The organism is Gammaproteobacteria bacterium (assembly GCA_030680605.1).
Lineage (GTDB): Bacteria > Pseudomonadota > Gammaproteobacteria > SURF-13 > SURF-13 > JAQBXX01.
The window spans coordinates 242,975-268,016 of sequence record JAUXUQ010000001.1 but is presented as its reverse complement, the minus strand read 5'-3'; the positions used below and the strand labels follow the sequence as shown (position 1 = coordinate 268,016).

Here is a 25,042-nt window from a genome sequence, read left to right as displayed (position 1 = left end):
GTAATGCCGGGCGACAACGTCAAGATGACGATCACCCTGATTGCCCCGATTGCGATGGAAGATGGTCTGCGCTTTGCGATACGCGAGGGTGGCAGGACCGTGGGCGCCGGTGTGGTGGCGAAAATACTAGAGTAGCGAGTGCCTGCTAGCGAATAAAAGCCTTTACTAGCAACCAGCAACGCGCAACTGTTTTCAACGGGAACTGTTTTATATGGCTACTAACCAAAAGATACGCATCAGACTGAAGTCCTTCGATCACAGGCTGATTGACAAATCAGCGCGTGAAATCGTTGAGACAGCGAAGCGCACCGGTGCGCAAGTGCGGGGGCCGATTCCGTTGCCTACCAAGATGGAGCGCTTTACCGTGCTTACGTCACCGCACGTCGACAAGGATGCGCGTGACCAGTATGAAATCCGTACCCACAAGCGGTTAATGGATATTGTGGACCCCACCGACAAGACCGTGGATGCGCTGATGAAGCTCGATCTTGCGGCCGGTGTGGACGTACAGATCAAGTTGAACTAGAGAAACTATCATGGCCTTGGGAGTGATTGGACGTAAATGCGGTATGACCCGCGTCTTTACTGACGCAGGGGTGTCCATACCGGTCACAGTGATCGAAGTGGATCCGAATCGTATCAGCCAGGTAAAAACCCTCGATAACGATGGTTACCGTGCGCTGCAGATTACGCTGGGCACGCGTCGTGCGAGCCGTGTTACCAAGGCTGCAGCAGGTCACTTTGCCAAGGCAGGTGTAGCTGCAGGCCGTGGCCTGTGGGAGTTCCGTCTGGAAGAAGGGGAGGGCGAAGGGCTCGCTGCCGGTGCCGAAATCAAGGTGGATCTGTTCAAGCCGGGGCAAATGGTGGATGTCGCGGGTACCAGCATCGGTAAGGGCTTTGCCGGCACCATCAAGCGTTACCACTTCACCATGGGTGACGCTACTCACGGTAACTCACTGTCGCACCGCGCGCCGGGCTCTATCGGCCAGCGCCAGACGCCGGGCCGCGTGTTCAAAGGCAAGAAAATGGCAGGCCATATGGGCAACAAGCGTCGTACTGCGCAGAATCTGGAAGTCGTGCGCGTTGACGCCGAGCGCAATCTGCTGCTGATTAAAGGGGCCGTACCTGGTTCGGCGGGTGGCGATGTGATCGTACGTCCCTCACCTAAAGTGCGTAACCGGCAAGGAGCGTAAGAAAAATGGAACTGACGCTGACCTCTGTGGGCAAAAAGGGCGCACCGGGCGTAATCCAGGTTTCTGATACCGCTTTCGGCGCTGCATTCAATGAGTCGCTGGTGCACCAGGTGGTTACTGCGTATCTGGCGGCGGGTCGTGCCGGCACGCATGCCCAGAAGACGCGTTCACAGGTGCGCGGTGGCGGCAGAAAGCCGTGGGCCCAGAAGGGTTCCGGTCGCGCACGCGCAGGTACCTCGCGCAGCCCGATCTGGCGTGGTGGTGGCAAAACCTTCGCGGCAGTGACGGGCGATTACTCGCAGAAAGTGAACAAGAAGATGTACGCACGGGCCTTGTGCTCTATTTTGTCCGAGCTCGCGCGCCAGGAACGTCTGACAGTGGTGGAAGAGTTCACGCTGGAGCAGATCAAGACCCAAGGCCTCATAGACAAGTTGGCGACGCTGGGTATAGATGGTGATGTGTTGATTGTCACTGACCAGGCCGACGAGAACCTGATGCTGTCCGCCCGCAACCTGTACAAGGTCGATGTCTGCAGCGTGAAATCAGTAGACCCAGTCAGCTTGATTGGTTTTGAGAAGGTTTTAATGACAACTGCCGCAGTCAAGCAGCTGGAAAAGGTGCTGGGATGAACCAGGAAATATTGATGAAGACGCTGCTTGCGCCGCATATCTCTGAAAAGAGCACGCGCACAGCCGACAAGCACAAGCAGTTTGTGTTCAAGGTGGCAGATCGTGCGACCAAGCCGCATATCAAGCAGGCGGTCGAGCTGATGTTCAAGGTAAAAGTCGACGAGGTTCACGTGGTCAATGTCAAGGGCAAGACCAAGCGTGCCGGTGCGCGTGGAACAGGCCGACGTTCCGACTGGAAAAAGGCCTATGTCAGCCTGCAGCCTGGACATGATATTGATTTCACCGGTGAGGCGAAGTAAGGGTACATATTATGGCATTGGTAAAAACAAAACCCACGTCACCTGGCAGACGCTTTCTGACCAAGGTCGTAACGCCTGGCTTGCACAAGGGCGCACCGCATGCGCCGCTGCTGGAGAAGCAGTCAAAGAAAGCCGGACGCAACAACCGCGGTCGTATTACAGCGCGCCATCAGGGCGGCGGTCACAAGCAGCATTACCGGCTGATAGATTTCAAGCGCCAGAAGGACGGTATCCCGGCGCGCGTGGAGCGTATCGAATACGATCCCAACCGTAGCGCCCATATTGCCCTGCTGCTGTACGCAGATGGCGAGCGTCGCTACATGATCGCCCCCAAGGATCTGGTGCAGGATGCAACTGTGCTCTCTGGCTCCGAGTCGCCAATCAAGACAGGCAACTGCTTGCCGTTACGCAACATCCCGGTGGGTAGCACGGTGCACTGCATCGAAATGCAACCCGGCAAGGGCGCGCAAATGGCGCGTAGCGCGGGTGCTGCTGTGCAACTGGTAGCCCGCGAAAGCGATCACGCTGTACTGCGTCTACGCTCGGGTGAGATGCGCAAGGTTTCCATTGATTGCCGCGCCACGATGGGTGAGGTAGGCAATGCAGAGCACGGGCTGCGCTCATATGGCAAGGCGGGTGCAGCGCGCTGGCGTGGTGTACGCCCGACAGTGCGTGGTGTGGCGATGAACCCGGTCGATCATCCTCACGGTGGTGGCGAAGGCCGCACCTCGGGTGGGCGTCATCCGGTGTCACCCTGGGGTACGCCGACCAAGGGTTACAAGACGCGCCAAAACAAGCGTACTGATAGCATGATCGTCCGTCGTCGTCCCAAGGGCGTAAGGTAAGGAATTAAATTGTATGCCACGTTCAGTTAAAAAAGGTCCGTTTATTGATGCGCACCTCGTCAAGAAGATCGAGGCGGCGGTTGCAACCAACAGCAAGCGCCCGATCAAGACCTGGTCGCGTCGTTCGATGGTGTTGCCTGACATGATCGGCTTGACCATTGCCGTGCATAATGGCCGCCAGCATGTACCCGTCATGATCACCGATAACATGGTTGGCCATAAGCTGGGTGAGTTTGCCCTGACCCGCACGTTTAAAGGCCACACCGGCGACAAGAAGGCTGCGGCACCAGCTGCATAAAGAGAGATACCTATGGAAGTGGCAGCGAAATTGAAGTACACCCATATTTCCCCGCAAAAGGGCCGTCTGGTGGCGGACCAGATACGCGGTCTGCCGGTCGAGCGTGCGCTGCAATTGCTGACCTTCAGCAATAAGAAAGCCGCCCGGCTGATCAAAAAGGTGTTGGAATCAGCGATTGCGAATGCCGAGCATAATGCGGGTGCTGATATTGACGAGTTGAAGGTTGCCACGATCTTTGTGGACGGTGGCCCCATGCACAAGCGCATGCACGCGCGTGCCAAGGGTCGTGGGGCGCGCATTCTGAAGCGCACCAGCCACATCACCATTACAGTTGCTGCCAAATAAACAGACGAGAGATTAGGGCTATGGGTCACAAGGTACATCCTGTCGGAATTCGTCTCGGAGTCATCAAGGACTGGACGTCCATGTGGTACGCCGACACGAAGAATTATGCTGATTATCTGAATACCGACCTGCAGGTGCGGGAATTCCTGCGCAAGAAGCTGGCGCAAGCCTCGGTAAGTCGTATTCAGATAGAGAGGCCCGCCCGCAGTGCGCGCATCACTATTCATACTGCGCGTCCGGGGATCGTGATTGGCAAGAAAGGTGAAGATATCGAGTCATTGCGCAAGCATATTAGCGGCATGATGGGTATACCGGTGCACGTCAGTGTGGAAGAAATCCGCAAGCCGGAAATGGACGCTTACCTCGTTGCAGAGAGCATCGCGCAACAGCTTGAGAAGCGCATCATGTTCCGTCGCGCCATGAAGCGTGCCGCTACCAACACCATGCGCATCGGTGCGCTGGGCATCAAGATCAATGTCGGTGGTCGCCTCAACGGCGCCGAGATCGCGCGCAGTGAGTGGGTGCGTGAAGGCCGCGTCCCACTGCATACCCTGCGTGCTGATATCGACTACGGTCTCGCCGAGGCACACACCACCTACGGTGTGATTGGTATCAAGGTCTGGATATTCAAAGGCGAGGTCTTCAAGGCTGGCGACCAGTTGGCTGAAGAAGGCGTCGAGAAGACAGCAGTGGCAGGGGCGTAATCGACATGCTACAGCCCAAGAGAACAAAATACCGCAAACAGATGAAGGGTCGTAATCGCGGCGTAGCCACGACCGGCAATCGTGTCAGCTTTGGTGAATTCGGCCTGAAATCAACGCGCGGCGGCCAGATTACCTCGCGTCAGGTCGAGGCTGCACGCCGGGCCATGACGCGCCACCTGAAACGTGGCGGCAAGGTCTGGATCAGGGTATTCCCGGACAAGCCGATTTCCAGAAAGCCCCTCGAGGTTCGCATGGGTAATGGCAAGGGCAACGTGGAGTACTGGGTTGCCATGGTGCAGCCAGGCCGCATGCTTTACGAAATTGAGGGTGTAACCGAAGATATCGCGCGTGAGGCCTTCAGGCTGGCCTCCGCCAAGCTTCCTGTATTAACAACTTTTGTAGCGCGTACGGTGATGTGATGAAGGCCTCTGAGCTGAGAAAGAAGTCCGAACAGGACCTGAACAAGGAGTTGCTCGACCTGCTACGCGAGCAATTCAATCTGCGCATGCAAAAGGGTACGGGCCAACTGTCCAAGCCCAGTGCGCTGCGGGCAGTGAGGCGCAATATAGCGCGAACCAAAACGCTACTGAATGAGAAGGCAGGTAAGGCCATATGAGTCAGGACAAGGCAGGCAAGGCAAGCCGCACCGTCACGGGGCGTGTGGTCAGCAATAAAATGGATAAATCCATCACTTTGCTGGTGGAACGCACAGTGCAGCATCCCATGTATGGCAAATACATACGCCGTACGACCAAGCTGCTTGCCCATGACGAGATCAATGAGTGCATGGAAGGCGACCTGGTGGCCGTCGAGCAGTGCCGCCCGCTGTCCAAGAACAAGTCATGGCGACTGGTCAAGGTGCTTGAGAAGGCAGTGGTGTAGAAAAGTCACTGTTTAGTATCAGCATGATTCATGCTACAATTTTCTGTTACCTGATGTAATTAGTAACGAGTCTGGAGGCGGTCCGTGATACAAATGCAAACCCATCTTGATGTCGCCGACAACAGCGGCGCTCGTCGGCTGATGTGCATCAAGGTGCTGGGCGGCTCACACCGCCGTTATGCCGGCATTGGCGACATCATCAAGGTGAGCGTCAAGGAAGCGATTCCGCGCGGCAAGGTCAAGAAAGGCGAGGTATATGACGCAGTGGTGGTGCGCACGCGCAAAGGCATGCGCCGCCCGGACGGCTCCTTGATTCGTTTTGACAGCAATGCGGCGGTCTTGCTTAACAATCAGAAGCAACCTATCGGCACACGTATCTTCGGGCCAGTGACGCGCGAACTGCGCAGTGAGAGATTCATGAAGATTATCTCTCTGGCACCAGAAGTTTTATAGACCAGGATCACAGGCGTCATGGACAGAATCAAGAAGGGTGATGAAGTCATCATCATCAGCGGCAAAGACAAGGGCAAGCGCGGCGCGGTTACTCGCGTTCTGGAAGGTGAACGCGTGTTGGTGGAGAACATCAACATGGCGAAGCGTCATACCAAGCCCAATCCTGCGCGTGGAGCGAGCGGTGGGATTGTGGAAAAGGAAATGCCACTGCACGCTTCCAATATAGCTATCTACAACCCGGTTACCAAGAAAGGTGGCCGCATAGGTTTCCGTACCCTCGAGGACGGTCGCAAAGTGCGCTACTTTAAGTCCAACAACGAAGTGCTCGACAGGTAGTATGAAAATGGCTGCAACTACTCCACGACTGAAGAAGCATTACGAAACCACAGTGGTCAAGACGCTCACTGAGAAATTTTCTTATACCAGCGCGATGCAGGTTCCGCGCATCACCAAGATCACGCTGAACATGGGCGTAGGTGAGGGCGTCGCGGACAAGAAGATCGTTGACAACGCTGTGGGTGACATGGCAAAGGTTGCGGCCCAAAAGCCGGTGGTTACCTATGCACGTAAATCCATCGCAGGTTTCAAGATTCGTGAAGATCTTGCTATCGGCTGCAAAGTGACGCTGCGCCGTACCCGTATGTACGAGTTTCTGGACAGGCTGATCAGTATCGCCATTCCACGTATCCGCGATTTTCGCGGCTTCAGCCCACGCTCCTTTGATGGCCGTGGCAACTACAGCCTGGGTGTGCGTGAACAGATTATTTTTCCGGAAATCGATTACGACAAAATCGACGCCTTGCGTGGCATGGATATCACCATCACGACAAGTGCGAAGAATGACGAAGAGGCGCGCGCACTGCTCGCCGCATTTAACTTCCCGATACGTACCAGCTAAAGACTATGGCCAAGACATCTCTTGTAAACCGTGAACTCAAACGCACACGTACCGTAAAAAAGTACGCGCAGAAACGTGCAGCGCTGAAGGCCAAAATGAGCGATCAGGGCGCTAGTGACAAGGTGCGTGATGATGCCAGGCGTAAGTTTGAGGCGCTGCCGCGAGACGCAAGCCCGGTAAGAATGCATAGCCGCTGCCGCATTACCGGAAGATCCCATGGTTATTATCGAAAGTTTGGTTTGGCCCGTAACAAACTGCGTGAGGCCGCAATGCGCGGTGATATTCCGGGATTGGTTAAGGCAAGTTGGTGAGTGACAGTAGCAAGTGACAAGTTGCGAGACGAGAAAAGAATAATGATTTTTTGTTTTTACTGGCCACCAGGCACTAGAGAGCTGATTTTATGAGCATGACCGATCCCATAGCAGACATGTTGACCCGCATCCGTAACGGATTGGGTGCGAAAAAGGCCGAAGTCATCATGCCGGCATCACGCCTGAAGGTGGCAGTGGCCCAGGTGTTGAAGGACGAAGGCTACATTGCTGACTATGCCGTGCGCGAGGAGGGCGCCAAGCCCAGGCTGCAGGTGGTGTTGAAATACTACAACGGCAAGCCCGTTATCGAGCGTCTGCAGCGTGTGAGTCGTCCCGGTCTGCGTGTCTACAAGCAGAAAACAGATCTGCCGAAGGTGTTGGGTGGTCTGGGTATCACTATCGTCTCTACCTCGCAAGGTGTGATGACAGACCGTGCTGCCCGCAAAGCTGGCTACGGTGGCGAAATTCTGTGCGTGGTCTCGTAAGGAAAGGGTAGGCGGTCATGTCGAGAGTTGCTAAAAATCCAATTCCGGTCCCCAACGGGGTCGATGTAGTCGTGCAAGGGCAGATGATTACTGTCAAGAGTGCCAAGGGCTCGTTGCAGATGCCACTGGACAGGCGTGTGCAGACTGTTCTTGAGAATAACGTGCTGACATTCGCGCCGCTAGACAAGGAGCCCCGTTCTGACGCCATGGCGGGGACGACCCGGGCGCTGGTCAACAACATGGTTACGGGTGTCACGCTGGGCTTTAGCAAGAAGCTCGACCTGGTGGGCGTTGGCTACCGTGCCCAGGTACAGGGCAAAATGCTGAACCTCACGCTGGGTTTTTCGCATCCGCTCAGCTTCCCTATACCTGAAGGCATCACGGTAGAAACACCGACTCAGACCGAGATCGTAATCAAGGGCATGGACAAGCAGGTGGTAGGTGCTGTTGCCGCCAAGATACGCTCTTACCGTCCGCCGGAACCTTATAAAGGCAAGGGCGTGCGTTACTCCGATGAAGTGGTTGTGCGCAAAGAAGTGAAGAAGAAGTAGCGGGGTAAAGGACGAGACCATGGACAAGAAAGAAAGCAGATTACGTCGCTCACGCAAGGCACGCGCGAAGATCAAAGAGTTGGGCATGTACCGGCTGTGCGTAAACCGCACTCCGCGTCACATATACGCCCAGTTGATCTCGCCGGACGGTGCCATGGTAGTCGCGTGCGCCTCCACGCTTGAGGCAGTTGTCAAGGCTGACCTCAAGGGAACGGGTAACGTTACTGCCGCTGCTGCTGTAGGCAAGCTGCTGGCAGAGCGAGCCAAGGCCGCCGGGATTTCAAAGGTGGCGTTTGACCGCTCCGGTTTTCAATACCATGGTCGTGTCAAGTCGCTGGCCGAAGCCGCGCGTGAACACGGCCTCCAATTCTAAGGGCTAACTGGATATGGCGAGCTACGATAGCAGTAAACCGAGCGACGGCTTGAAGGAGAAGCTGGTCAATATCAACCGTGTCGCCAAGGTGGTGAAGGGCGGACGTCAGTTCGGATTCTCTGCGCTTACAGTGGTCGGTGACGGTAATGGCAAGATCGGGCTGGGACGCGGCAAGGCACGTGAAGTGCAGGCGGCGATCCAGAAGGCAATGGAAGACGCGCGCCGCAACATGCGCTCCGTAACGCTCAATGGCACAACCCTGCAGTACGCAGTGACAGCAAATCATGGCGCGACCAAGGTGTTCATGCAGCCAGCCTCAGAAGGCACGGGCATTATCGCCGGTGGTGCGATGCGCGCCGTATTCGAAGTGCTGGGTGTGCATGACGTGCTCGCCAAGTGTATCGGCTCGGCCAATCCTATTAACGTCGTGCGCGCAACCTTGAGAGGCCTGGACGGTATGTCCTCACCGGAAGAGATGGCAGCGAAGCGCGGCAAGACGGTGACAGAGATACTGGAATAATCATGCCAGCGAAGAAAAATGTAAGGGTTACCCTGGTGCGTAGCAAGAATGGGCGTCTGCCCAATCATGTGGCGTGCCTCAAGGGCCTGGGTCTGATGCGCATGAACCAGACGGTAGAACTGCTGGATACCCCTGAAGTACGGGGCATCATCAACAAGATTTCCTACATGCTCAAAGTCGAGGACGCGGCCTGATGCATCTCAATACAATCAAATCAGCTCCCGGCGAGAAGCAGGCCCGTAAACGCGTTGGGCGCGGTGGCGGTTCCGGCCTGGGCAAGACCTGCGGCCGCGGCCACAAGGGCCAGCATGCACGCGCGGGCGGTTACCACAAGGTGGGTTTTGAAGGCGGCCAGATGCCGATTCAGCGCCGCTTGCCAAAGCTTGGTTTTGCCTCCCTCAGCGCCGGCAAATCTGCTGAAGTGCGTCTGGATACCCTCGGCAAGATCGACGCCAAGGTTATTGATGCCGCAGTGCTCAAGGCCGCCGATCTCGTGCCGAAGGGCGCCAAGCGTATCAAGGTGATCGCGTCAGGCGCACTGACCGTGGCTGTAACCGTACGTGGCCTGGCAGTTACCAGGGGTGCACGGGCGGCGATTGAGGCAGCAGGCGGCAAGGTCGAGGAATAAGTGTGTCTGTAGCCCGCTCAACCATGGCAGCTACCCTGGGGGGTATGGGCAAGCTCAGTGAGTTGAAGCAGCGTCTGCTGTTTGTGCTGGGCGCGTTGATTGTATTCCGGATTGGGGCACACATTCCGGTGCCGGGTATCGATCCGGTCGCGCTTGCAGCCCTGTTTGAGCAGCAGCGCGGCACCATTGTGGACATGTTCAACATGTTCTCAGGGGGTGCCTTGGAGCGCCTGTCGCTGTTTGCGCTCGGCATCATGCCCTACATTTCGGCCTCGATTATCATGCAGTTGCTTACGGCAGTCGTACCGTCACTGGAGCAGCTTAAAAAGGAAGGCGAGGCGGGCAGACGCAGAATTACCCAATATACGCGCCGCGGTACGCTGGTGCTGTCCATATTTCAGGCCATAGGCATTGCGGTGGCACTCGAGGCGCAGCGTAGCGGTGGTCTGCCGGTGGTGATTAATCCCGGCCCTGGCTTCATATTTGTGGCAACGGTTAGTCTGGTGACTGGCACCATGTTTCTGATGTGGCTGGGTGAGCAGGTGACCGAGCGTGGCGTGGGCAACGGCATCTCGATCATCATTTTTGCAGGCATCGTGGCGGGGCTTCCGTCTGCCATCGGTACCACCATGGAGCTTGCCCGTACCGGTGAGATGCACTTTTTCATCGTGCTGGTGCTGTTTGCGCTGGCGCTCTGTGTGACGGGATTTGTAGTATTTGTGGAGCGCGGTCAGCGCCGGATTACGGTCAATTACGCCAAGCGCCAGACAGGCCGCAAGGTGTTTGCGGCCCAGGCCAGCCATCTGCCGCTAAAGGTGAATATGGCGGGTGTGATACCCCCGATATTTGCCTCCAGCATCCTGCTGTTTCCGAGCACGCTGGGCAGTTGGTGGGGGAGTAGTGAAGGCATGAGCTGGATGCGTGATATTGCTACCACACTGTCGCCGGGTCAGCCGCTGTATGTGATCACTTATGCAGCCTTGATCATGTTTTTCTGTTTCTTTTATACGGCGTTGGTGTTTAACCCGAAAGAGACAGCCGACAATTTGAAAAAGTCCGGTGCGTTTATCCCGGGCATACGGCCAGGCGAGCAGACCGGGCATTATATTGACGCCGTGACTACAAGGCTGACCACGGTAGGCGCCATCTATATCACCTCGGTCTGCCTGTTGCCCGAGTTTTTGATTGTGTACTGGAATGTTCCGTTTTATTTTGGTGGGACCTCGCTTTTGATTATTGTGGTGGTTGTAATGGATTTTATTGCGCAGGTTCAGGCGCATTTAATGTCCCACCAGTACGATGGCCTGCTGAAAAAGGCCAACCTGAGAGGGCAGTCCCGCTAGGGTGCGCAATCGTGTTTTGAGAGTAGTGTGGAGAATAGTTTATGAAAGTACGAGCTTCGGTAAAAAAGCTGTGTCGCAACTGCAAAATCCTGCGGCGCAAGAGCATTATACGTGTCATCTGTACCAACGCGCGCCATAAACAGCGCCAAGGCTGAGTGCGGCGGATAGATTGATTATTATTCCCTGAATGCGTATACTTAACAGTTTTTCAAGGGCATTATTTCTCTTAAGAGAGCATGGTTGAATGGCCAGAATTGCAGGCATAAATATCCCGGTTCAGAAGCATGCTGCGATCGCGTTAACGTCGATCTACGGCATCGGACACACCCGTGCGCGCGCCATTTGTGCCGCTGCCGGTGTAGAACCCAACGTCAAGATCAAGAGCTTGACCGAAGCACAGGTTGAAGCGTTGCGCGCTGAAGTGGCAAAGGTCAAGGTTGAGGGTGACCTGCGGCGCGAAGTGTCGATGAGCATCAAGCGACTGATGGATCTCGGCTGTTATCGAGGGTTGCGCCACCGTCGCGGTCTCCCGGTACGCGGTCAGCGTACCCGTACTAACGCACGTACTCGCAAGGGTCCGCGCAAAGCCATTCGCAAAACATAACAGGCCTATATGGTAGTCAAAACAGCTTCGCGTGCCCGTAAAAAGGTCAAGAAAAATGTCGTCGATGGCATGGCTCATGTACATGCATCGTTCAATAACACCATCATCACCATTACTGATCGCCAGGGCAATGCCTTGAGTTGGGCGTCAGCCGGTGGCTGCGGCTTCCGTGGCTCGCGCAAAAGCACGCCCTTTGCGGCACAGGTAGCCGCCGAGAAGGCGGGCACTGCGGCACTGGAATGTGGTGTAAAAAGCCTCGAAGTATTCATCAAGGGCCCTGGTCCTGGACGTGAATACGCGGTGCGCGCACTCAATGCGGTGGGCTTCAAGGTCACTAATATCACTGACGTCACGCCGATACCGCACAACGGTTGCCGTCCCCCAAAACGTCGTCGCGTTTGAGTCTGGAGTAAGTCTTGGCTAAATATACAGGTCCGAAGTGTCGTTTGTGCCGTCGTGAGGGCGAGAAACTCTTCCTTAAGGGCGAGAAGTGTTTTACCAGCAAGTGTGCGATGGAGAACCGAGCTTTTCCGCCGGGTCAGCATGGGCAGCGTCGTACGCGCCTGACTGACTATGCCCATCAGCTGCGCGAAAAGCAGAAGCTGCGCCGCGTCTATGGCGTGCTGGAAGGTCAGTTCCGCAGCTACTATGCCGAGGCCGACAGCCGCAAGGGCTCAACCGGCGAGTTACTGTTGCAGCTGCTGGAAGGTCGCTTGGACAACGTCGTTTACCGCATGGGTTTTGGCGCATCGCGCTCGGAAGCGCGGCAGCTGGTGCGCCACAACGCGATCACGGTCAATGGCAAGAAGGTCAATATTCCGAGCTACCAGGTGCAGCCCAATGATGTCATTGCTGCTACGGATGCGGCAAAAGAGCAGTTACGCATCAAGGCAGCGATGGAAATGGCCCAGCAGCGTGGCTTTTCAGACTGGATTGATGTTGATGTCACAAAGCTGCAAGGCATATTCAAGGCTCTGCCTGAGCGCAGTGAACTGTCAGCCGACATCAAGGAACATTTGATCGTTGAGTTGTACTCGAAGTAAACCAGGCAATTCCAAAGAGGGTTTAATATGCAGGGTTCAGTCGCCGAATTCTTGAAACCACGCCTGGTCTCTGTCCAAGCGATTAATGACAGGCACGCCAAGGTAACGCTGGAGCCACTCGAGCGCGGCTTTGGGCACACCTTGGGTAATGCGCTACGCCGCATCCTGCTGTCTTCCATGCCGGGCAGTGCAGTCGTGGAAGCCGAGATCGACAGCGTGTTGCACGAGTACACCAGTATCGAAGGCGTGCAGGAAGACGTGGTCGAAATTCTACTCAACCTCAAGGGCCTTGCGATACGCATGCATGCCCGCGACGAAGCCACGCTTACACTGAAGAAAAAAGGCCAGGGTGTCGTGCTGGCGCGTGATATCACGCTCGACCATGATGTCGAAATCATGAATCCAGATCACGTCATTGCCCATTTGACCAAGTCGGGCGAAATCAACATGAACTTGCTGGTGAAGCGCGGCAGAGGCTACGAGCCAGCTGCAACGCGTCTGAACCTGGAAGAAGACCGCAAGATCGGCACACTCAGCCTGGATGCATCGTTCAGCCCGGTGCACCGCGTGACCTACACCGTAGAGCGCGCGCGTGTAGAGCAGCGTACCGACCTGGATAAGCTGGTGATCGACATCGAGACCAACGGCACCGTTGATCCGGAAGAGGCGATACGCCGTGCCGCAACGATTCTGCAGGATCAGCTCTCCACCTTCGTCGAGCTGAAGGGCAGCGAGGAAGTCCACCCGGCCACGATGCAGGCCGAGATTGACCCGATCCTGTTGCGCCCGGTCGATGATCTGGAGCTCACTGTACGTTCGGCCAACTGCCTCAAGGCGGAAAACATCCATTACATCGGTGACCTGATTCAGCGCAGCGAAAACGAGCTGTTGAAGACACCGAACCTGGGCAAGAAGTCGCTCACTGAGATCAAGGACGTGCTGGCCACCCACAGCCTTTCACTGGGCATGCGGCTGGAGAACTGGCCACCGGCGCACCTGCGCGACAAAGAGAAGGCATCAGCCTGACATATAGGGATTCTGGGAATTTTTTATGCGCCACCGCAATTCAGGACGTCAGTTAAGTCGCAACAGCTCGCACCGCGCTGCCATGTTCAAGAATATGGCCGCCGCCCTGCTGCGCCACGAAGTCATCGAGACCACGCTGCCCAAGGCCAAGGACTTGCGGCGTGTGGTGGAGCCGCTGATCACGCTGGCCAAGGTCGACAACGTTTCCAAGCGTCGTCTGGCCTATGCCCGCATCCATGATCGGGAGATGGTCACCAAACTGTTTAACGAAATCGCCCCGCGTTACAAGACGCGCCCCGGCGGTTACCTGCGTATTTTGAAGTGCGGCTTCCGTGCTGGAGACACGGCGCCAATGGCGCTGGTGGAGTTGGTGGACCGCCCACAACCGGAAGCAGTGAAAGAAGCTGCCAAGTAAGCAATGTGGCATCACACTGAAAAGGCCGAGCTTGCTCGGCCTTTTTTGTTTCGAGCTTAGGAGAGTACATGAATTACCGCTCAGGTCTGGTACGTACCGTTATCGTTGCGGCGCTTGTTGTCTGCGCGCAGCCGCTGCTGGCCTTTGAGGTGTTCTCACCCCTGCCGATTACTGCACCCATCCCGGCGGATAACCCGCAAACCCCGGCCAAGATTGCCCTCGGCAAGCAACTGTTTGCCGACAAGTGGCTCTCAGTCAACCGGGCCGTTGCCTGTAACAGCTGCCATGCCCTGAGCAAGGGAGGTGCCGATGGCCGCGTTCGCTCGCTGGGCGCGCTCGGCAAGCGTACGCGACGCTCGACACCCAGCGTGCTTAACGCAGCGTTTCAGAGCGTGCAGTTCTGGGATGGCCGCGCGGCGAGTCTGGAGGCAGCGGTTAAGGATCACCTGATTGATCCGACGGTGATGGGCAATCCGGATCTCGCCAGCGTGACTGCGCGCATCACGGCGCGAAAGAAATACCGCCCACAGTTTGCCGCTGTATTTGGCGCACAACCGACAGGCGCGGACGACAGCATCGCCCAGGCGCTAGCTGCCTATGTGCGTACCTTGATCACGCCAGACAGCGCCTTTGACCGTTACCTGCAAGGCGACAAACAGGCGCTCAGTGCCGAGGCACAGCGCGGGTTTGAAGAGTTTCAGAAGGTGGGTTGCTCGGCCTGCCACTTCGGCATCAATCTCTCCGGCCCGCCGGTACCCATGGGGGAGGGATTCTACGAATTGTTCCCCAATTACATCGGCAGTGAGTACGATCAGAAGTACAGTCTGGTGACGGACGATTTAGGACACTATGAAGCAACCCGGGAAGCCATACACAAGCACTTGTTTCGGGTATCTACATTGCGCAATATCGCACTCACCGCACCTTATTTTCACACCGGCACGGTGCCGACGCTGGACGAGGCCGTGCGCGTAATGGCGAAGACTCAATTACAGCAGGATTTGAGTGATGAGCAGGTGCAGGCTATTGTCGCGTTTTTGAACAGTCTGACAGGGAAACTTCAGTAGTCAGGTAGATAGACCCTCTAGGGTTCGAAGACTTCAAGGTCTTTGCATATTTTTGCGAGCCAGAAATTCGTTGATCTCGCGGGAACGTAGCTGACTTACGGATAGTGTGATTAATGAAGACGCTATGGTTCCCGCCTTCCCGCAACAGTTCGCAACCGTGACTCTGGAGAAGGCGTACGAGGTCGAGCCGTCTCATGCCGCCGGTGGCAGCAACGGCTCGCGAATAATGTCTTTGCCCTGAAGCATTTCCGCCCAGCGCCCGGTTGGCTGCTAACACAATCTCCACGGCCTCTGGCAGATTCCTGCGTACCTCGTCGAGTGTGTCGCCCTGGGTGTTGGCGCCGGGAAGCTCTTCGACAAAGCCGATATAGCCCTCGGGGGCTTTCTCGAATACTGCGGTCAGTTTCATGGGGTTCTCCATTCGTCAGGAACGGCGAGAAAATTATATCAGGGGTATCTGGGTATGCCTAATGTCAGAGTTCAGCGGCGCCTAAGTAGTAGCAAGTAGCCAGGATGTGGCGCAGCGGTATCCGCGAGACATACTGCACCCCCGCGCTTGTTTCCAATCAAATATAAAAAACTGCCCACCCGGCGCCTGCGCCGACAGCGATGGACAGCATGCCTGCGGCGGTCTTGCGCGACAGCGCCGCGCCGCCGATAAACAGCATCAGGCTGAATTTGAACGCAAGGTTGGCGACAAAGGCGAGGGTGATCGCTGTCACCACCGGGCTTTCGGCCAATATGCCCAACCCAAACAGGCGCAGGCTGGACAGGGTGATCGGGTCTACGTCGGCGAGGCCGGAGGCCAGCGCCACGGCATACAGTCCCTGATTGCCCGCGTAATCGGCGAGCCAGGCAGCGGCGAACAGCACCGCCGCATAGAGCAGGCCGAAGCCCAGCGCAGTGCGTAGCTCGGTGGGATTGTTGAGTTCCAGGGCGGGCAACGCGGCATCACGGTGCAGGCCACGCCAAAACAGGGCCGTACCGGCTAACCCTGCAAGCAGGCCGCCACCCAGCACCGGCAGCAGCGCGGGCAGCAGGTTGGGTGATACAACGGCGGCAATGACCCCCAGCCGTACCAGCACCATCAGGTTGGCGAGCAGGATTACTATTGCGGCAATTGGAACCAGTTCCACGTTGCTGCGCGCGTGGCGCGCGAACACCAGGGTGGTGGCGGTGCTCGATACCAGCCCACCGAACACTCCCATAAGCGGTGCGCCGTGGCGCCGGCCAACGATGCGCAGGGCGGCGTAACCCGCGAGGCTCATGCCGGAGATCAGCACCACCATCCACCATATCCGGTAGGGATTGAGCGCCTCAAAAGGGCCGTAATTCTGATTCGGCAGGAGAGGCAAGATCACCAGCGACAACACCGCGAATTGCAGGAAAGAAATCAGATCGCGCCGGGTGAGGCTGCGGGTGATGCCGTGCAACTCGGTCTTGAAGTAGAGCAGCACGGTGGTCACGATGGCGACCATCACCGCGAGCTGGTGATAGCCATACCACACCATCGCGCCCAGTCCGTAGCACAGCACGATGGCTGCTACCGTGGTGGTGCCCGGGTCTCCGCCCGCATCGGGAGGGGCGTGAGCGTAGGCCGCCACCATCATGCCACCCACCACCAGCAGGCCACCGGCCAGCACCCAGGCAGCACCGGTCTGCTCCGACAACAGCGCCGCCAGGGTGCCGAACAGCGCCACCAGAGTGAAAGTGCGCAGCCCCGCCTTGGCCGTGGGCGTGCGCTCCCGCTCCAGACCGATCAACATGCCGATGGCCAGACTGATGGCGAAGGCAGGCAGATATTCCAGACCGCCGTTGGTTATGAATTCGCTATTGATTTAAGTTTCCTTGATCCAGATATCAAGAAAAACAGAACAGAAAAACAGAAAAACAGGGTCAGGTCTTGACATCACAGTTTTCACCTCTCGCCCTTGATGACTTTGCTCACCGTAGAATAATGCACCCCGGCATGACGAGCAATCGTCGCCATGGTATAGCCATAGTCCAGATACGCTTTTCGAATGGCCTCGTCGCGCAAGGCCTTATCGCTTTGAACCGCCTTGGTAAACAACTTCCTCAGGCTTGGCCGGTGCAGCAGGCGTTGGGCACGTGGAATCTCCTTTATCTCGTCCTTCCCTTCAAGCAACGGGCGTATTTTCTCCACAAAGGCTTCCGAGCCCAGCAGCGCCTGGCCTCTCACCGCAGGCCACGGGGACGGAAGTCCCCCGCCTTCTGCCGCAAACTCAGCGTAGCGTCGTCTGGCTACGGCACGCGTTTTGGCAAATTGGCCCAGCACCCAGTCCGTTTTGAGCCACGCCGGACATTTGGCCAGCCCCATCGTTGCTGGGTAACTGCTCCAAGCGTAGCGCTCAATTTTCTCTACCATACCGGCACGTATCGGGTTTAGCACGACATAGCGGCACAACTCCAGCAGGTAGCTGTCACGATCCACCACAATCGCCTTGAATCGTCCCTGGAGCACATGCCCCACACGTCCGTGACGCCGGTTGAAGCGCTGGGTATAGACGCCGTTCAATTGCCGCATGCCCAGCGAGAGGTTGCCCTCCGGCGTCTCGATAAGCAGATGATAGTGATTGTCCATCAGGCAATACGCATGACACAGCCAGCCAAAGCGAGCAATTACTTCGCCGAGGCAACCAAGAAACAACCCCCGGTCCTCATTATCGAGAAATATCGCATTCCGCGCGTTGCCGCGTGAAGTGACGTGATAGATCGCGCCGGGGAATTCAAGTCGTAGGGGGCGAGCCATGGACAGAGATTAGCCGATCCAAAACCGTGATGTCAAGACTTGACCCCGTTTATGCCGTTTAGATGTCATGACCCTATTGATTCTTTTGATTCTTTGATTCTACGACGTTCTTTTTTCCAGAAATCACCGGAAGGTAGCGTGCTTACGCTGTACCCTGTCTTCTCGACCTCAATTTTTCTGTTTTCAAACTGGCAATACAGGAAATCTTCAAGATCCCCGGCATCGATACGGTATCCGAAATCGATTCCGTCGATCATTATGTGACAGACCGCGCCGTCAACGAGATCGCCAATGGAGGTGAACGCAATATAGAATACAATCCCGCCTATAGCTGAGAAGGCTGAAACCCCAAATAAGTCATGCTCTCGAGCGTTTACAATCATAGCGATTAGACAGAAGATGCCAAACCAAAAGACATGGGGTTTCCCCATTCGTTGATAAAAATTTGGTTTTTTCTTAGCTAGTAGCTCCTTTTTAGCGCAATAACGCCAGTCCGGGTCAATCGATCTGTAATCTTGTCCCATTGCGCCCCCTTCGTTTCATAATTGGCCTAACGTAAAGTAGCCATCCTATTTGACGCCAAATATTGCGTCAAGGTGATGGAATAATAGGGCCAGGCCTTACATTTGACATGGATGTAAATTGTAAGGCCTGACCCCTATGTTCTAAATTGTAAGGCCTGACCCCTATGTTCTTATGTTCTCTCCGAGCCCGTGCTTGCTAACCCCTTAAACGCAATCAAAGATCAAAACGGTAAATCATCATCAAAGTCGGAGCTGTCTGGAGAGCCCGCAAGAACCCACCGAGCCATCCATTTATCCATTTGGCCTAGGCTATCCCCTTTGATAAGTGGAGTCAGCCACCTTTCCCGTTCATCTTTGGATAGTACTTTGGCGGCCAAGAAAATAGAGCGCCTATCCCAGTATGCATAGTGAAGAAGTTGGTTCTTTCTATCTTTCACCCACGCTTGGTTGTTCGAGGTTATTGCGGCTCGAGCTTGCGGTCGTAGTCGCTTGCTTGAGAAAACAAGCGCGTGAGCTTTAGGTATTTTTAAAATCGATATGTGACGAGAGAAATACCACTCAAGCCACAGCCTAACGGCCCGCAAGTTGGCGGCGGGGCTTTCGCAAAGTTTCTCCAATAGTACCGTGTTTGAAGAGATGAAGTCGCTATCGGTTATAGTGTCAAGGTAGAGGGCAATGTCATTAACGGCTGCCGAAAAGAATTCAATATTTTCTATAAGGTACGTGGCTATCTCTCTAATTCCGTGTGCTTTTGCTCGACGTACTATCGCTCGGATCACTCCGAGGTCCACTGTTTGGAATTTCCTGATTCGCACAAGCGCGTCCAGAAGAAGCTCTCCCGCATTCTCTATAACAACCAAATCCAAGTCCTCAACTTCCATTGTGTAGGGGTTGACGACCTCGATTTCAGCTAAAATTTCTAATTTCTCCAGTTGGTACTGGTTGTTGAGCTCCTTGTTAAGGAAGTCATCAGAACTTATGATGTATGTTTTCTCTGCAGAAAGAGAAAGTCGCTGATTCTCATGCATGTAAACGGAGAAATCTTGTAGGAGCGATTGCAAATCTTGTTGAGAATTTCCGAATATTCGAAAGTCATCTACGTATCGAACGTGCTCAAAGCCTCGTCCATCTATAAATTGGTCTGCATCAATAAGCGTGGCTTCTGCCATTATTATGCTCGCCGCTGGCCCGACAGGGATTCCCTGAGAAGCTCTTGTATTTAGCGCGGTGAGGAAGTATTCAATCCTCTTGGATATACCAGTTGGAGTGTCGGTAGCCGACTGAATTGCATTTTGGAGTCTATGTAAGTAAATCTTGTTATAGAAATCTGATATATCTGTGGATAGTACGTATTGGTATGTTTTAGATAAATTCTCACAGCGCTCCCTGTACACATTAAAACCAGAACCATCTGTGAAGAAGCTGGTGTCGCTTTCAGAGATTCTGTATGAGCATGCCACTTCGGGATTTGCCCTAGCAGTCTCCACCGCTGGTGCAACGGTTTTTGCTAGTGCTGTGTAAATAAGGGAGTCGAGCGGCTCAATGCGGTGAACTATTCTGAACCCACCTCTCGTCTTGGGCCAGGGATCGACCAATGGGGCTGCGGACAGAACATCATCTAAATCTGAGTTAAGAATATATTCTTTCACCTCATCCCAGAAATACTTAATTGCAAAAAACTCTTCAGTTCTGGGGTAGAAGTCGGTGTCATAGTAGTGTGAAATGTGCCTAAGAGCAAAGTCGAGGCTCTCTGGGGTGATCACTGTCTTAAGAGGTTGAGACATATATTGTCAGCAACCTTCTCGGGCGATCTTTCCATCAATTGCTTGGTTTTGCACCATGACTATCCCCGGTGTAATAAGAATTCGGCACTACCTAGTATAGGTTTCTCGGTAAGGTTGGCTATTAGATACGTTCTAATACTGATTTCAGATATTGACCCGTATAGGAATGCGGCTCTGCGGCGATGTCTTCCGGTGTGCCGGTGGCGATGACTTGGCCGCCTTTGCCGCCGCCTTCGGGGCCGAGGTCGATAATCCAGTCGGCGGTTTTGATGACGTCGAGGTTGTGTTCGATGACTACGACGGTGTTGCCGTGGTCGCGCAGGTGGTGCAGTACGCGCAGCAACTGCTCGATGTCGTGGAAGTGCAGGCCGGTGGTGGGCTCGTCGAGGATGTAGAGGGTGTTGCCGGTATCGCGGCGCGACAGTTCGCGCGAGAGTTTGACGCGCTGGGCTTCGCCGCCGGAGAGGGTGGTGGCGTTCTGGCCGAGCTTGATATAACCCAAGCCGACTTCCATCAGCATTTGCAGTTTGTGGGCGATGGCGGGCACGGGGTCGAAGAAGGCGCGGGCATCCTCCACCGTCATGTCGAGTATTTCGTGGATGTTTTTGTGTTTGTAATGCACCTCTAACGTCTCGCGGTTGTAGCGCTTGCCCTTGCACACGTCGCAGGCGACGTAGATGTCGGGCAGGAAATGCATTTCCACTTTGATCAGGCCATCGCCTAAACACGCCTCGCAGCGCCCGCCCTGGACGTTAAAGCTGAAGCGGCCGGGGTTGTAGCCGCGCGCGCGGGCCTCGGGCGTGGTGGAGAATAATTCGCGGATAGGGGTAAACAACCCGGTGTAGGTGGCCGGGTTGGAGCGCGGTGTACGGCCGATGGGGCTTTGGTCGATGTTCACGACTTTATCGAACAACTCCATGCCATCGACAGAGGTATAGGGTGCCGGTTCTTCACCTGCATTATGCAGTGCGCGGGCGAGCAGGTGATACAGGGTGTCGTTGATGAGGGTGGATTTGCCCGAGCCGGAGACGCCCGTAATACAGGTCATGAGGCCGGCCGGGAGTGCGACGTCAATGTTTTTGAGATTGTTGCCGCTGACGCCGCGCAGGCGCAGGCAGCGCTTTTCATTCACCGGCTTGCGCTCGGCGGGCAGAGGTATTTTCCGCCGCCCGGAAAGATACTGGCCGGTGATGGAGTCGGGGTGGTTGATGACGTCGAGCGGCAGGCCCTGGGCGACGATGTGGCCGCCGTGCACACCGGCGCCGGGGCCGATGTCCACCACATAGTCTGCACTGCGGATGGCCTCTTCGTCGTGCTCGACCACGATCACGGTGTTGCCGAGATCGCGCAGGTAGGTGAGGGTATTCAGCAGGCGCTGGTTGTCGCGCTGATGCAGGCCGATGGAAGGCTCATCGAGAATGTACATGACACCCACCAGTCCGGCGCCGATCTGGCTGGCGAGGCGGATGCGCTGGGCTTCGCCGCCGGACAGGCTGTCGGCGCTGCGCTCCAGGGTGAGATAGTCGAGGCCGACGTTGACGAGAAAGCCGAGCCGCTCGTTGACCTCTTTCATGATTTTGGCGGCGATCTCCCCGCGCCGTCCGGCGAGCTTAAGCTCAGCAAAGAACTGCCGTGCCTGATCTACCGGCAGGGCGGTGATTTGCGACAGGGTCTTGCCTTCCACATACACATTACGCGCGGCCAGATTGAGGCGTGCACCCTGACATTCCGGGCAGGGGCGGGCGGTGAGGTATTTTGCCAACTCTTCGCGCACCATGCCGGATTCGGTTTCGTGGTAGCGCCGCTCGATGTTGGGGATGACGCCTTCAAAGGTGTGGCGACGCTTGGCGTTGGCGCTGCGCTCGTTGTAGTAGTAAAAGAGAATTTCTTCCTCGCCGCTGCCGTGCAGCACGACGTCCTGAATCTTTTTGGACAGTTTTGAAAATGGTTTTTCCAGATCGAACTTGTAGTGCTCGGCGAGCGAGCTCAGCATCTGGAAGTAGTAGGCGTTGCGTTTATCCCAGCCGCGCACGGCGCCTTCGGTCAGGCTGACGTCGGGTTGGGCCACGATTTTGGCCGGGTCAAAGAACTGCTTGATGCCCAAACCGTCGCAGGTGGGGCAGGCCCCGGCGGGGTTATTGAAAGAAAACAAACGCGGTTCGAGTTCGGTCAGGCTGTAGCCGCACAGAGGGCAGGCGAATTTTGCCGAGAACACCAGGTCTTTGCGTTTTTTGTCCTCGAGAAAGGCGACGCGCACCAGGCCTTCACTCAGGCGCAGCGCCGTTTCCAGCGACTCGGCCAGCCGCTGGCGCAGGTCGGGGCGGGCCTTGAAGCGGTCGATGACAGCCTCGATGGTGTGCTTTTTGCGCAGATCCAGCGCCGGGGCCTCGCTCAGCTCGACCACCTTGCCGTTGATGCGGGCGCGTAAAAACCCCTGACTGCGCAGCTCGCTCAATACATTGTGATGTTCACCCTTGCGCCCTTCGACGACGGGGGCGAGCAGCATCAGGGCGATGCCTTCCGGCAGTGCGACAATCTGGTCGACGATCTGGCTTACGGTCTGGGCGTCGAGGGCGGTGCCGTGGGTGGGGCAGTGCGGAATACCGGCACGGGCAAACAGCAGACGCAGATAGTCGTAAATCTCGGTGACGGTGCCGACGGTGGAGCGCGGGTTGTGTGAGGTGGATTTTTGCTCGATGGAGATCGCGGGCGACAGGCCCTCGATGTGATCGACATCGGGCTTTTCCATCACCGACAGGAATTGCCGCGCGTAGCTCGACAGCGACTCGACGTAGCGGCGCTGGCCCTCGGCGTAGATAGTGTCGAAGGCGAGCGAGGACTTGCCGGAGCCCGACAGGCCGGTGATGACGATCAGCTTGTCACGTGGCAGTTCGAGGTCGATATTCCGCAGGTTATGCGTGCGCGCACCGCGGATACGGATGCTGTTCATGAAGGATTCCGACCAGCTAAACAAACCTGTTAATATACGGGTTTAAAGAAGCAAAAGGAAACCTACCCCATGCAGCAAACGGGCATGACCCCCGGGGAGCGCCGTGCCACTATCTCACTTGCCGCCATTTACGCCCTGCGTATGCTGGGATTGTTCCTGATCCTGCCGGTATTTGCGCTTTACGCCCACGACCACCTGCCTGATTCCACCCCTGCCCTGATCGGCCTCGCCATTGGCGTGTATGGCCTGTCGCAGGCCTTCCTGCAAATTCCATTGGGGATGCTGTCTGATCGCATCGGACGCCAGCCGGTGATTATCGGCGGCCTGCTGCTGTTTGCCTTCGGCAGTGTGGTGGCGGCGATGGCGGACAGCATTGCCGGCGTGATTGTCGGCCGGGCGCTGCAAGGCAGCGGGGCGATTGCTGCTGCCGTGATGGCGCTGGCCGCCGACCACACGCGGGAGGAGCACCGCACCAAGGCCATGGCCGTGATCGGCATGACGATTGGCGTTTCCTTTGCCTTTGCCTTGGTGGCGGGTCCGGTGCTGAACAGCTGGATCGGCGTGCCGGGTATTTTCTGGCTTACCGCCGTGCTTGCGCTGGGGGGTATCGCGGTGTTGAAGCTGGGGGTGCCGCAAGCGGTCGAAAGCCATTTTCACCGCGATACCGAGGCCATGCCGACGAAGTTCAGGAGTGTGTTGAAGAATGTCGAGCTGCTGCGGCTCAATTTCGGCATCATGGTCTTGCACGCCATGCTGATGGCCAGCTTTGTCGCGCTGCCTTTCGCCCTGCGCGAGCAGGCCGGCTTGCCGGTCGAGCATCACTGGCAGGTCTATCTCCCGGTGATGCTGCTGGCCCTGATGCTGATGGTGCCCTTTATTCTCGCGGCGGAGAAAAAGCGCCGCATGAAAGAGGTATTTGTCGGCGCTATCGTTGTGCTCGGCCTGTCTGAACTGGTGCTGGCCCTGTTTTACGACTCGGTGGTCGGCATCACACTGGCCTTGCTCCTGTTTTTTATCAGCTTCAACGTGCTGGAGGCGACATTGCCGTCGCTGATCTCCAAGACCGCGCCGGTCGATGGCAAGGGTACGGCGCTGGGTATCTACTCGACCAGCCAGTTTCTGGGGGCCTTCGGCGGCGGCGTTCTGGGCGGCTGGGTATACGGGGTACAGGGTCTGGCAGGGGTGTTTGTGCTGTGCGCCGTGCTGGCCGGCCTGTGGGCTGCGGTGGCCTATGGCATGGCCAGCCCGCGCTACGTGAAAAGTTATTTGCTTAAAGTGGGGCTGCTGGACGACAATCAGTCTCAGGCCCTGGCCGAGCGTATCCGGCAGGTGCCGGGCGTGGCTGAGGCAGTGGTGGCGGATGGCACGGCCTATCTCAAGGTGGATGCCCTGGTGCTGGATGAGGCGGCTTTACAGGCCTTTTCCGCTGACGCAGAAGGGCGTGCCAGCGTCGCGTGAGGCAGAGCGCGAACAGCCTGACGACGGACAAAACAGATCAAGCGAGGAGAGATAAACATGGCAAGGGGTATTAACAAGGTAATTCTGGTCGGCAACCTGGGTAAAGACCCGGAAATACGCTATATGCCGAGCGGCGGCGCGGTAGCGAACATCACCATTGCCACCAGCGAGTCGTGGAAGGACAAGACCAGTGGCGAGCAGCAGGAGCGCACCGAGTGGCATAATGTAGTGTTTTACAACAGGTTGGCTGAGATTGTTGGAGAATATCTTAAGAAGGGATCACAGGTCTATGTCGAAGGCAGTCTGCGTACCCGCAAGTGGCAGGACAAGAACACCGGCACCGATCGCTACACCACCGAGATCATTGCCAACGAGATGCAGATGCTGGGCAGCAAGGGCGGCGGTGGTTCGGCCTCCTATGCGGACAAGCCAGCCGGTGCCAAGGGTGGTGGCGCCAAGGCCAATGCAGGGGAGATGGAGCAGGCGGTGGGCGGCAAGGCCGACAGCTTCGATGATGATATCCCGTTCTAGAGGTTTTGTTATCTATAAAAATAATAGATAAATTATGATATTATGAATAATTATTCATAATATGGATTAGATCTTGTCGCAGGCGACCCGCAAAAAATCAGGCGGACTTTTCC

At 56.3% G+C, this 25,042-nt stretch carries 37 protein-coding genes and 1 pseudogene; 32 read left to right on the top strand and 6 right to left on the bottom strand.

Annotated features, from left to right (window positions below; translation table 11 throughout):
* The 30 genes from tuf to Q8L89_01275 form a co-directional block, all read left to right on the top strand.
* On the top strand, positions 1-135 hold a 135-nt coding region (tuf, locus tag Q8L89_01420; protein MDP1707727.1), incomplete at its 5' end, for an elongation factor Tu.
* A gap of 76 nt (positions 136-211) precedes the next feature.
* Positions 212-526, top strand: coding sequence for a 30S ribosomal protein S10 (rpsJ, locus tag Q8L89_01415; protein MDP1707726.1), 315 nt, complete (start codon positions 212-214; stop codon positions 524-526).
* A gap of 10 nt (positions 527-536) precedes the next feature.
* Positions 537-1,193: a 50S ribosomal protein L3 gene (gene rplC / locus Q8L89_01410; protein ID MDP1707725.1), complete on the top strand. Its 657-nt coding sequence runs from the start codon at positions 537-539 to the stop codon at positions 1,191-1,193.
* A 5-nt stretch (positions 1,194-1,198) separates the two neighbouring features.
* Positions 1,199-1,822 carry a 50S ribosomal protein L4 gene (gene rplD / locus Q8L89_01405; protein ID MDP1707724.1) on the top strand — a complete coding sequence of 208 codons (624 nt, stop codon included), beginning with the start codon at positions 1,199-1,201 and terminating at the stop codon, positions 1,820-1,822.
* On the top strand, positions 1,819-2,121 hold the full coding sequence (rplW, locus tag Q8L89_01400; protein ID MDP1707723.1) for a 50S ribosomal protein L23: 303 nt from the start codon (positions 1,819-1,821) through the stop codon (positions 2,119-2,121). The genes rplD and rplW overlap by 4 nt, the downstream gene beginning before the upstream one ends.
* An 11-nt stretch (positions 2,122-2,132) precedes the next feature.
* Positions 2,133-2,966: a 50S ribosomal protein L2 gene (gene rplB, locus Q8L89_01395; protein ID MDP1707722.1), complete on the top strand. Its 834-nt coding sequence runs from the start codon at positions 2,133-2,135 to the stop codon at positions 2,964-2,966.
* Positions 2,967-2,979: 13 nt separating this feature from the next.
* Positions 2,980-3,264, top strand: coding sequence for a 30S ribosomal protein S19 (gene rpsS, locus Q8L89_01390; GenBank protein MDP1707721.1), 285 nt, complete (start codon positions 2,980-2,982; stop codon positions 3,262-3,264).
* A gap of 12 nt (positions 3,265-3,276) precedes the next feature.
* Positions 3,277-3,609: a 50S ribosomal protein L22 gene (gene rplV / locus Q8L89_01385; GenBank protein ID MDP1707720.1), complete on the top strand. Its 333-nt coding sequence runs from the start codon at positions 3,277-3,279 to the stop codon at positions 3,607-3,609.
* 20 nt (positions 3,610-3,629) lie between these two features.
* Positions 3,630-4,313 (top strand): 30S ribosomal protein S3, encoded by a 684-nt coding sequence (gene rpsC, locus Q8L89_01380; protein MDP1707719.1) that lies wholly within the window; start codon positions 3,630-3,632, stop codon positions 4,311-4,313.
* A 5-nt stretch (positions 4,314-4,318) separates the two neighbouring features.
* A complete protein-coding gene (gene rplP, locus Q8L89_01375) occupies positions 4,319-4,732 on the top strand; it encodes a 50S ribosomal protein L16 (GenBank protein ID MDP1707718.1) in 414 nt (137 codons plus the stop codon).
* Positions 4,732-4,929, top strand: coding sequence for a 50S ribosomal protein L29 (gene rpmC, locus Q8L89_01370; GenBank protein MDP1707717.1), 198 nt, complete (start codon positions 4,732-4,734; stop codon positions 4,927-4,929). Before rplP ends, rpmC begins: the two co-directional genes overlap by 1 nt.
* Positions 4,926-5,195 (top strand): 30S ribosomal protein S17, encoded by a 270-nt coding sequence (gene rpsQ / locus Q8L89_01365; protein ID MDP1707716.1) that lies wholly within the window; start codon positions 4,926-4,928, stop codon positions 5,193-5,195. Before rpmC ends, rpsQ begins: the two co-directional genes overlap by 4 nt.
* Positions 5,196-5,279: 84 nt before the next feature.
* Positions 5,280-5,648, top strand: coding sequence for a 50S ribosomal protein L14 (rplN, locus tag Q8L89_01360; GenBank protein MDP1707715.1), 369 nt, complete (start codon positions 5,280-5,282; stop codon positions 5,646-5,648).
* An 18-nt stretch (positions 5,649-5,666) separates the two neighbouring features.
* Positions 5,667-5,984: a 50S ribosomal protein L24 gene (rplX, locus tag Q8L89_01355; GenBank protein ID MDP1707714.1), complete on the top strand. Its 318-nt coding sequence runs from the start codon at positions 5,667-5,669 to the stop codon at positions 5,982-5,984.
* 7 nt (positions 5,985-5,991) lie between these two features.
* Positions 5,992-6,546 (top strand): 50S ribosomal protein L5, encoded by a 555-nt coding sequence (gene rplE, locus Q8L89_01350; protein ID MDP1707713.1) that lies wholly within the window; start codon positions 5,992-5,994, stop codon positions 6,544-6,546.
* A 5-nt stretch (positions 6,547-6,551) separates the two neighbouring features.
* Positions 6,552-6,857 (top strand): 30S ribosomal protein S14, encoded by a 306-nt coding sequence (gene rpsN / locus Q8L89_01345; protein ID MDP1707712.1) that lies wholly within the window; start codon positions 6,552-6,554, stop codon positions 6,855-6,857.
* A gap of 89 nt (positions 6,858-6,946) precedes the next feature.
* Positions 6,947-7,342: a 30S ribosomal protein S8 gene (rpsH, locus tag Q8L89_01340; protein ID MDP1707711.1), complete on the top strand. Its 396-nt coding sequence runs from the start codon at positions 6,947-6,949 to the stop codon at positions 7,340-7,342.
* 17 nt (positions 7,343-7,359) lie between these two features.
* On the top strand, positions 7,360-7,893 hold the full coding sequence (gene rplF, locus Q8L89_01335) for a 50S ribosomal protein L6 (GenBank protein MDP1707710.1): 534 nt from the start codon (positions 7,360-7,362) through the stop codon (positions 7,891-7,893).
* 19 nt (positions 7,894-7,912) lie between these two features.
* Positions 7,913-8,266: a 50S ribosomal protein L18 gene (gene rplR, locus Q8L89_01330; protein MDP1707709.1), complete on the top strand. Its 354-nt coding sequence runs from the start codon at positions 7,913-7,915 to the stop codon at positions 8,264-8,266.
* Positions 8,267-8,279: 13 nt separating this feature from the next.
* Complete coding sequence (gene rpsE / locus Q8L89_01325; GenBank protein ID MDP1707708.1) at positions 8,280-8,786, top strand: 30S ribosomal protein S5; 507 nt, start codon at positions 8,280-8,282, stop codon at positions 8,784-8,786.
* A 2-nt stretch (positions 8,787-8,788) separates the two neighbouring features.
* Complete coding sequence (gene rpmD, locus Q8L89_01320) at positions 8,789-8,980, top strand: 50S ribosomal protein L30 (protein MDP1707707.1); 192 nt, start codon at positions 8,789-8,791, stop codon at positions 8,978-8,980.
* On the top strand, positions 8,980-9,414 hold the full coding sequence (gene rplO, locus Q8L89_01315) for a 50S ribosomal protein L15 (protein MDP1707706.1): 435 nt from the start codon (positions 8,980-8,982) through the stop codon (positions 9,412-9,414). The genes rpmD and rplO overlap by 1 nt, the downstream gene beginning before the upstream one ends.
* Positions 9,415-9,437: 23 nt before the next feature.
* A complete protein-coding gene (secY, locus tag Q8L89_01310) occupies positions 9,438-10,757 on the top strand; it encodes a preprotein translocase subunit SecY (protein ID MDP1707705.1) in 1,320 nt (439 codons plus the stop codon).
* 41 nt (positions 10,758-10,798) lie between these two features.
* Positions 10,799-10,912: a 50S ribosomal protein L36 gene (rpmJ, locus tag Q8L89_01305; protein MDP1707704.1), complete on the top strand. Its 114-nt coding sequence runs from the start codon at positions 10,799-10,801 to the stop codon at positions 10,910-10,912.
* A gap of 89 nt (positions 10,913-11,001) precedes the next feature.
* Positions 11,002-11,361, top strand: coding sequence for a 30S ribosomal protein S13 (gene rpsM / locus Q8L89_01300; GenBank protein MDP1707703.1), 360 nt, complete (start codon positions 11,002-11,004; stop codon positions 11,359-11,361).
* A 9-nt stretch (positions 11,362-11,370) separates the two neighbouring features.
* Entirely contained in the window at positions 11,371-11,763 is a 393-nt protein-coding gene (rpsK, locus tag Q8L89_01295) for a 30S ribosomal protein S11 (protein ID MDP1707702.1), read from the top strand.
* Positions 11,764-11,777: 14 nt separating this feature from the next.
* Positions 11,778-12,404, top strand: a complete 627-nt coding sequence (rpsD, locus tag Q8L89_01290) for a 30S ribosomal protein S4 (protein MDP1707701.1) — start codon at positions 11,778-11,780, stop codon at positions 12,402-12,404.
* A gap of 27 nt (positions 12,405-12,431) precedes the next feature.
* A complete protein-coding gene (rpoA, locus tag Q8L89_01285) occupies positions 12,432-13,430 on the top strand; it encodes a DNA-directed RNA polymerase subunit alpha (protein ID MDP1707700.1) in 999 nt (332 codons plus the stop codon).
* A gap of 25 nt (positions 13,431-13,455) precedes the next feature.
* The gene (gene rplQ / locus Q8L89_01280; protein MDP1707699.1) at positions 13,456-13,845 is read left to right on the top strand and encodes a 50S ribosomal protein L17; all 390 of its coding nucleotides are present in this window, start codon (positions 13,456-13,458) and stop codon (positions 13,843-13,845) included.
* A 68-nt stretch (positions 13,846-13,913) separates the two neighbouring features.
* Positions 13,914-14,912 carry a cytochrome c peroxidase gene (locus Q8L89_01275; GenBank protein ID MDP1707698.1) on the top strand — a complete coding sequence of 333 codons (999 nt, stop codon included), beginning with the start codon at positions 13,914-13,916 and terminating at the stop codon, positions 14,910-14,912.
* Positions 14,913-15,104: 192 nt separating this feature from the next.
* Here Q8L89_01275 and Q8L89_01270 read toward each other — a convergent pair.
* From Q8L89_01270 to uvrA, 6 genes and pseudogenes are all read right to left on the bottom strand, one after another.
* Positions 15,105-15,321, bottom strand: a pseudogene (locus tag Q8L89_01270) (type II toxin-antitoxin system HicB family antitoxin).
* A gap of 157 nt (positions 15,322-15,478) precedes the next feature.
* The gene (locus Q8L89_01265) at positions 15,479-16,750 is read right to left on the bottom strand and encodes an MgtC/SapB family protein (GenBank protein MDP1707697.1); all 1,272 of its coding nucleotides are present in this window, start codon (positions 16,748-16,750) and stop codon (positions 15,479-15,481) included.
* A gap of 80 nt (positions 16,751-16,830) precedes the next feature.
* Positions 16,831-17,682, bottom strand: a complete 852-nt coding sequence (locus Q8L89_01260) for a transposase (GenBank protein MDP1707696.1) — start codon at positions 17,680-17,682, stop codon at positions 16,831-16,833.
* A 65-nt stretch (positions 17,683-17,747) separates the two neighbouring features.
* The gene (locus Q8L89_01255; GenBank protein ID MDP1707695.1) at positions 17,748-18,206 is read right to left on the bottom strand and encodes a hypothetical protein; all 459 of its coding nucleotides are present in this window, start codon (positions 18,204-18,206) and stop codon (positions 17,748-17,750) included.
* 221 nt (positions 18,207-18,427) lie between these two features.
* Positions 18,428-19,990, bottom strand: coding sequence for an RNA-directed DNA polymerase (locus tag Q8L89_01250; protein MDP1707694.1), 1,563 nt, complete (start codon positions 19,988-19,990; stop codon positions 18,428-18,430).
* Positions 19,991-20,111: 121 nt separating this feature from the next.
* Positions 20,112-22,940 (bottom strand): excinuclease ABC subunit UvrA, encoded by a 2,829-nt coding sequence (uvrA, locus tag Q8L89_01245; GenBank protein ID MDP1707693.1) that lies wholly within the window; start codon positions 22,938-22,940, stop codon positions 20,112-20,114.
* A 69-nt stretch (positions 22,941-23,009) separates the two neighbouring features.
* On the opposite strand from uvrA, the gene Q8L89_01240 reads away from it, so the two are divergent.
* Both Q8L89_01240 and ssb read left to right on the top strand, forming a co-directional pair.
* Positions 23,010-24,398, top strand: a complete 1,389-nt coding sequence (locus tag Q8L89_01240; GenBank protein MDP1707692.1) for an MFS transporter — start codon at positions 23,010-23,012, stop codon at positions 24,396-24,398.
* Positions 24,399-24,455: 57 nt separating this feature from the next.
* Entirely contained in the window at positions 24,456-24,929 is a 474-nt protein-coding gene (ssb, locus tag Q8L89_01235) for a single-stranded DNA-binding protein (GenBank protein MDP1707691.1), read from the top strand.
* Positions 24,930-25,042 lie beyond the last annotated feature (113 nt).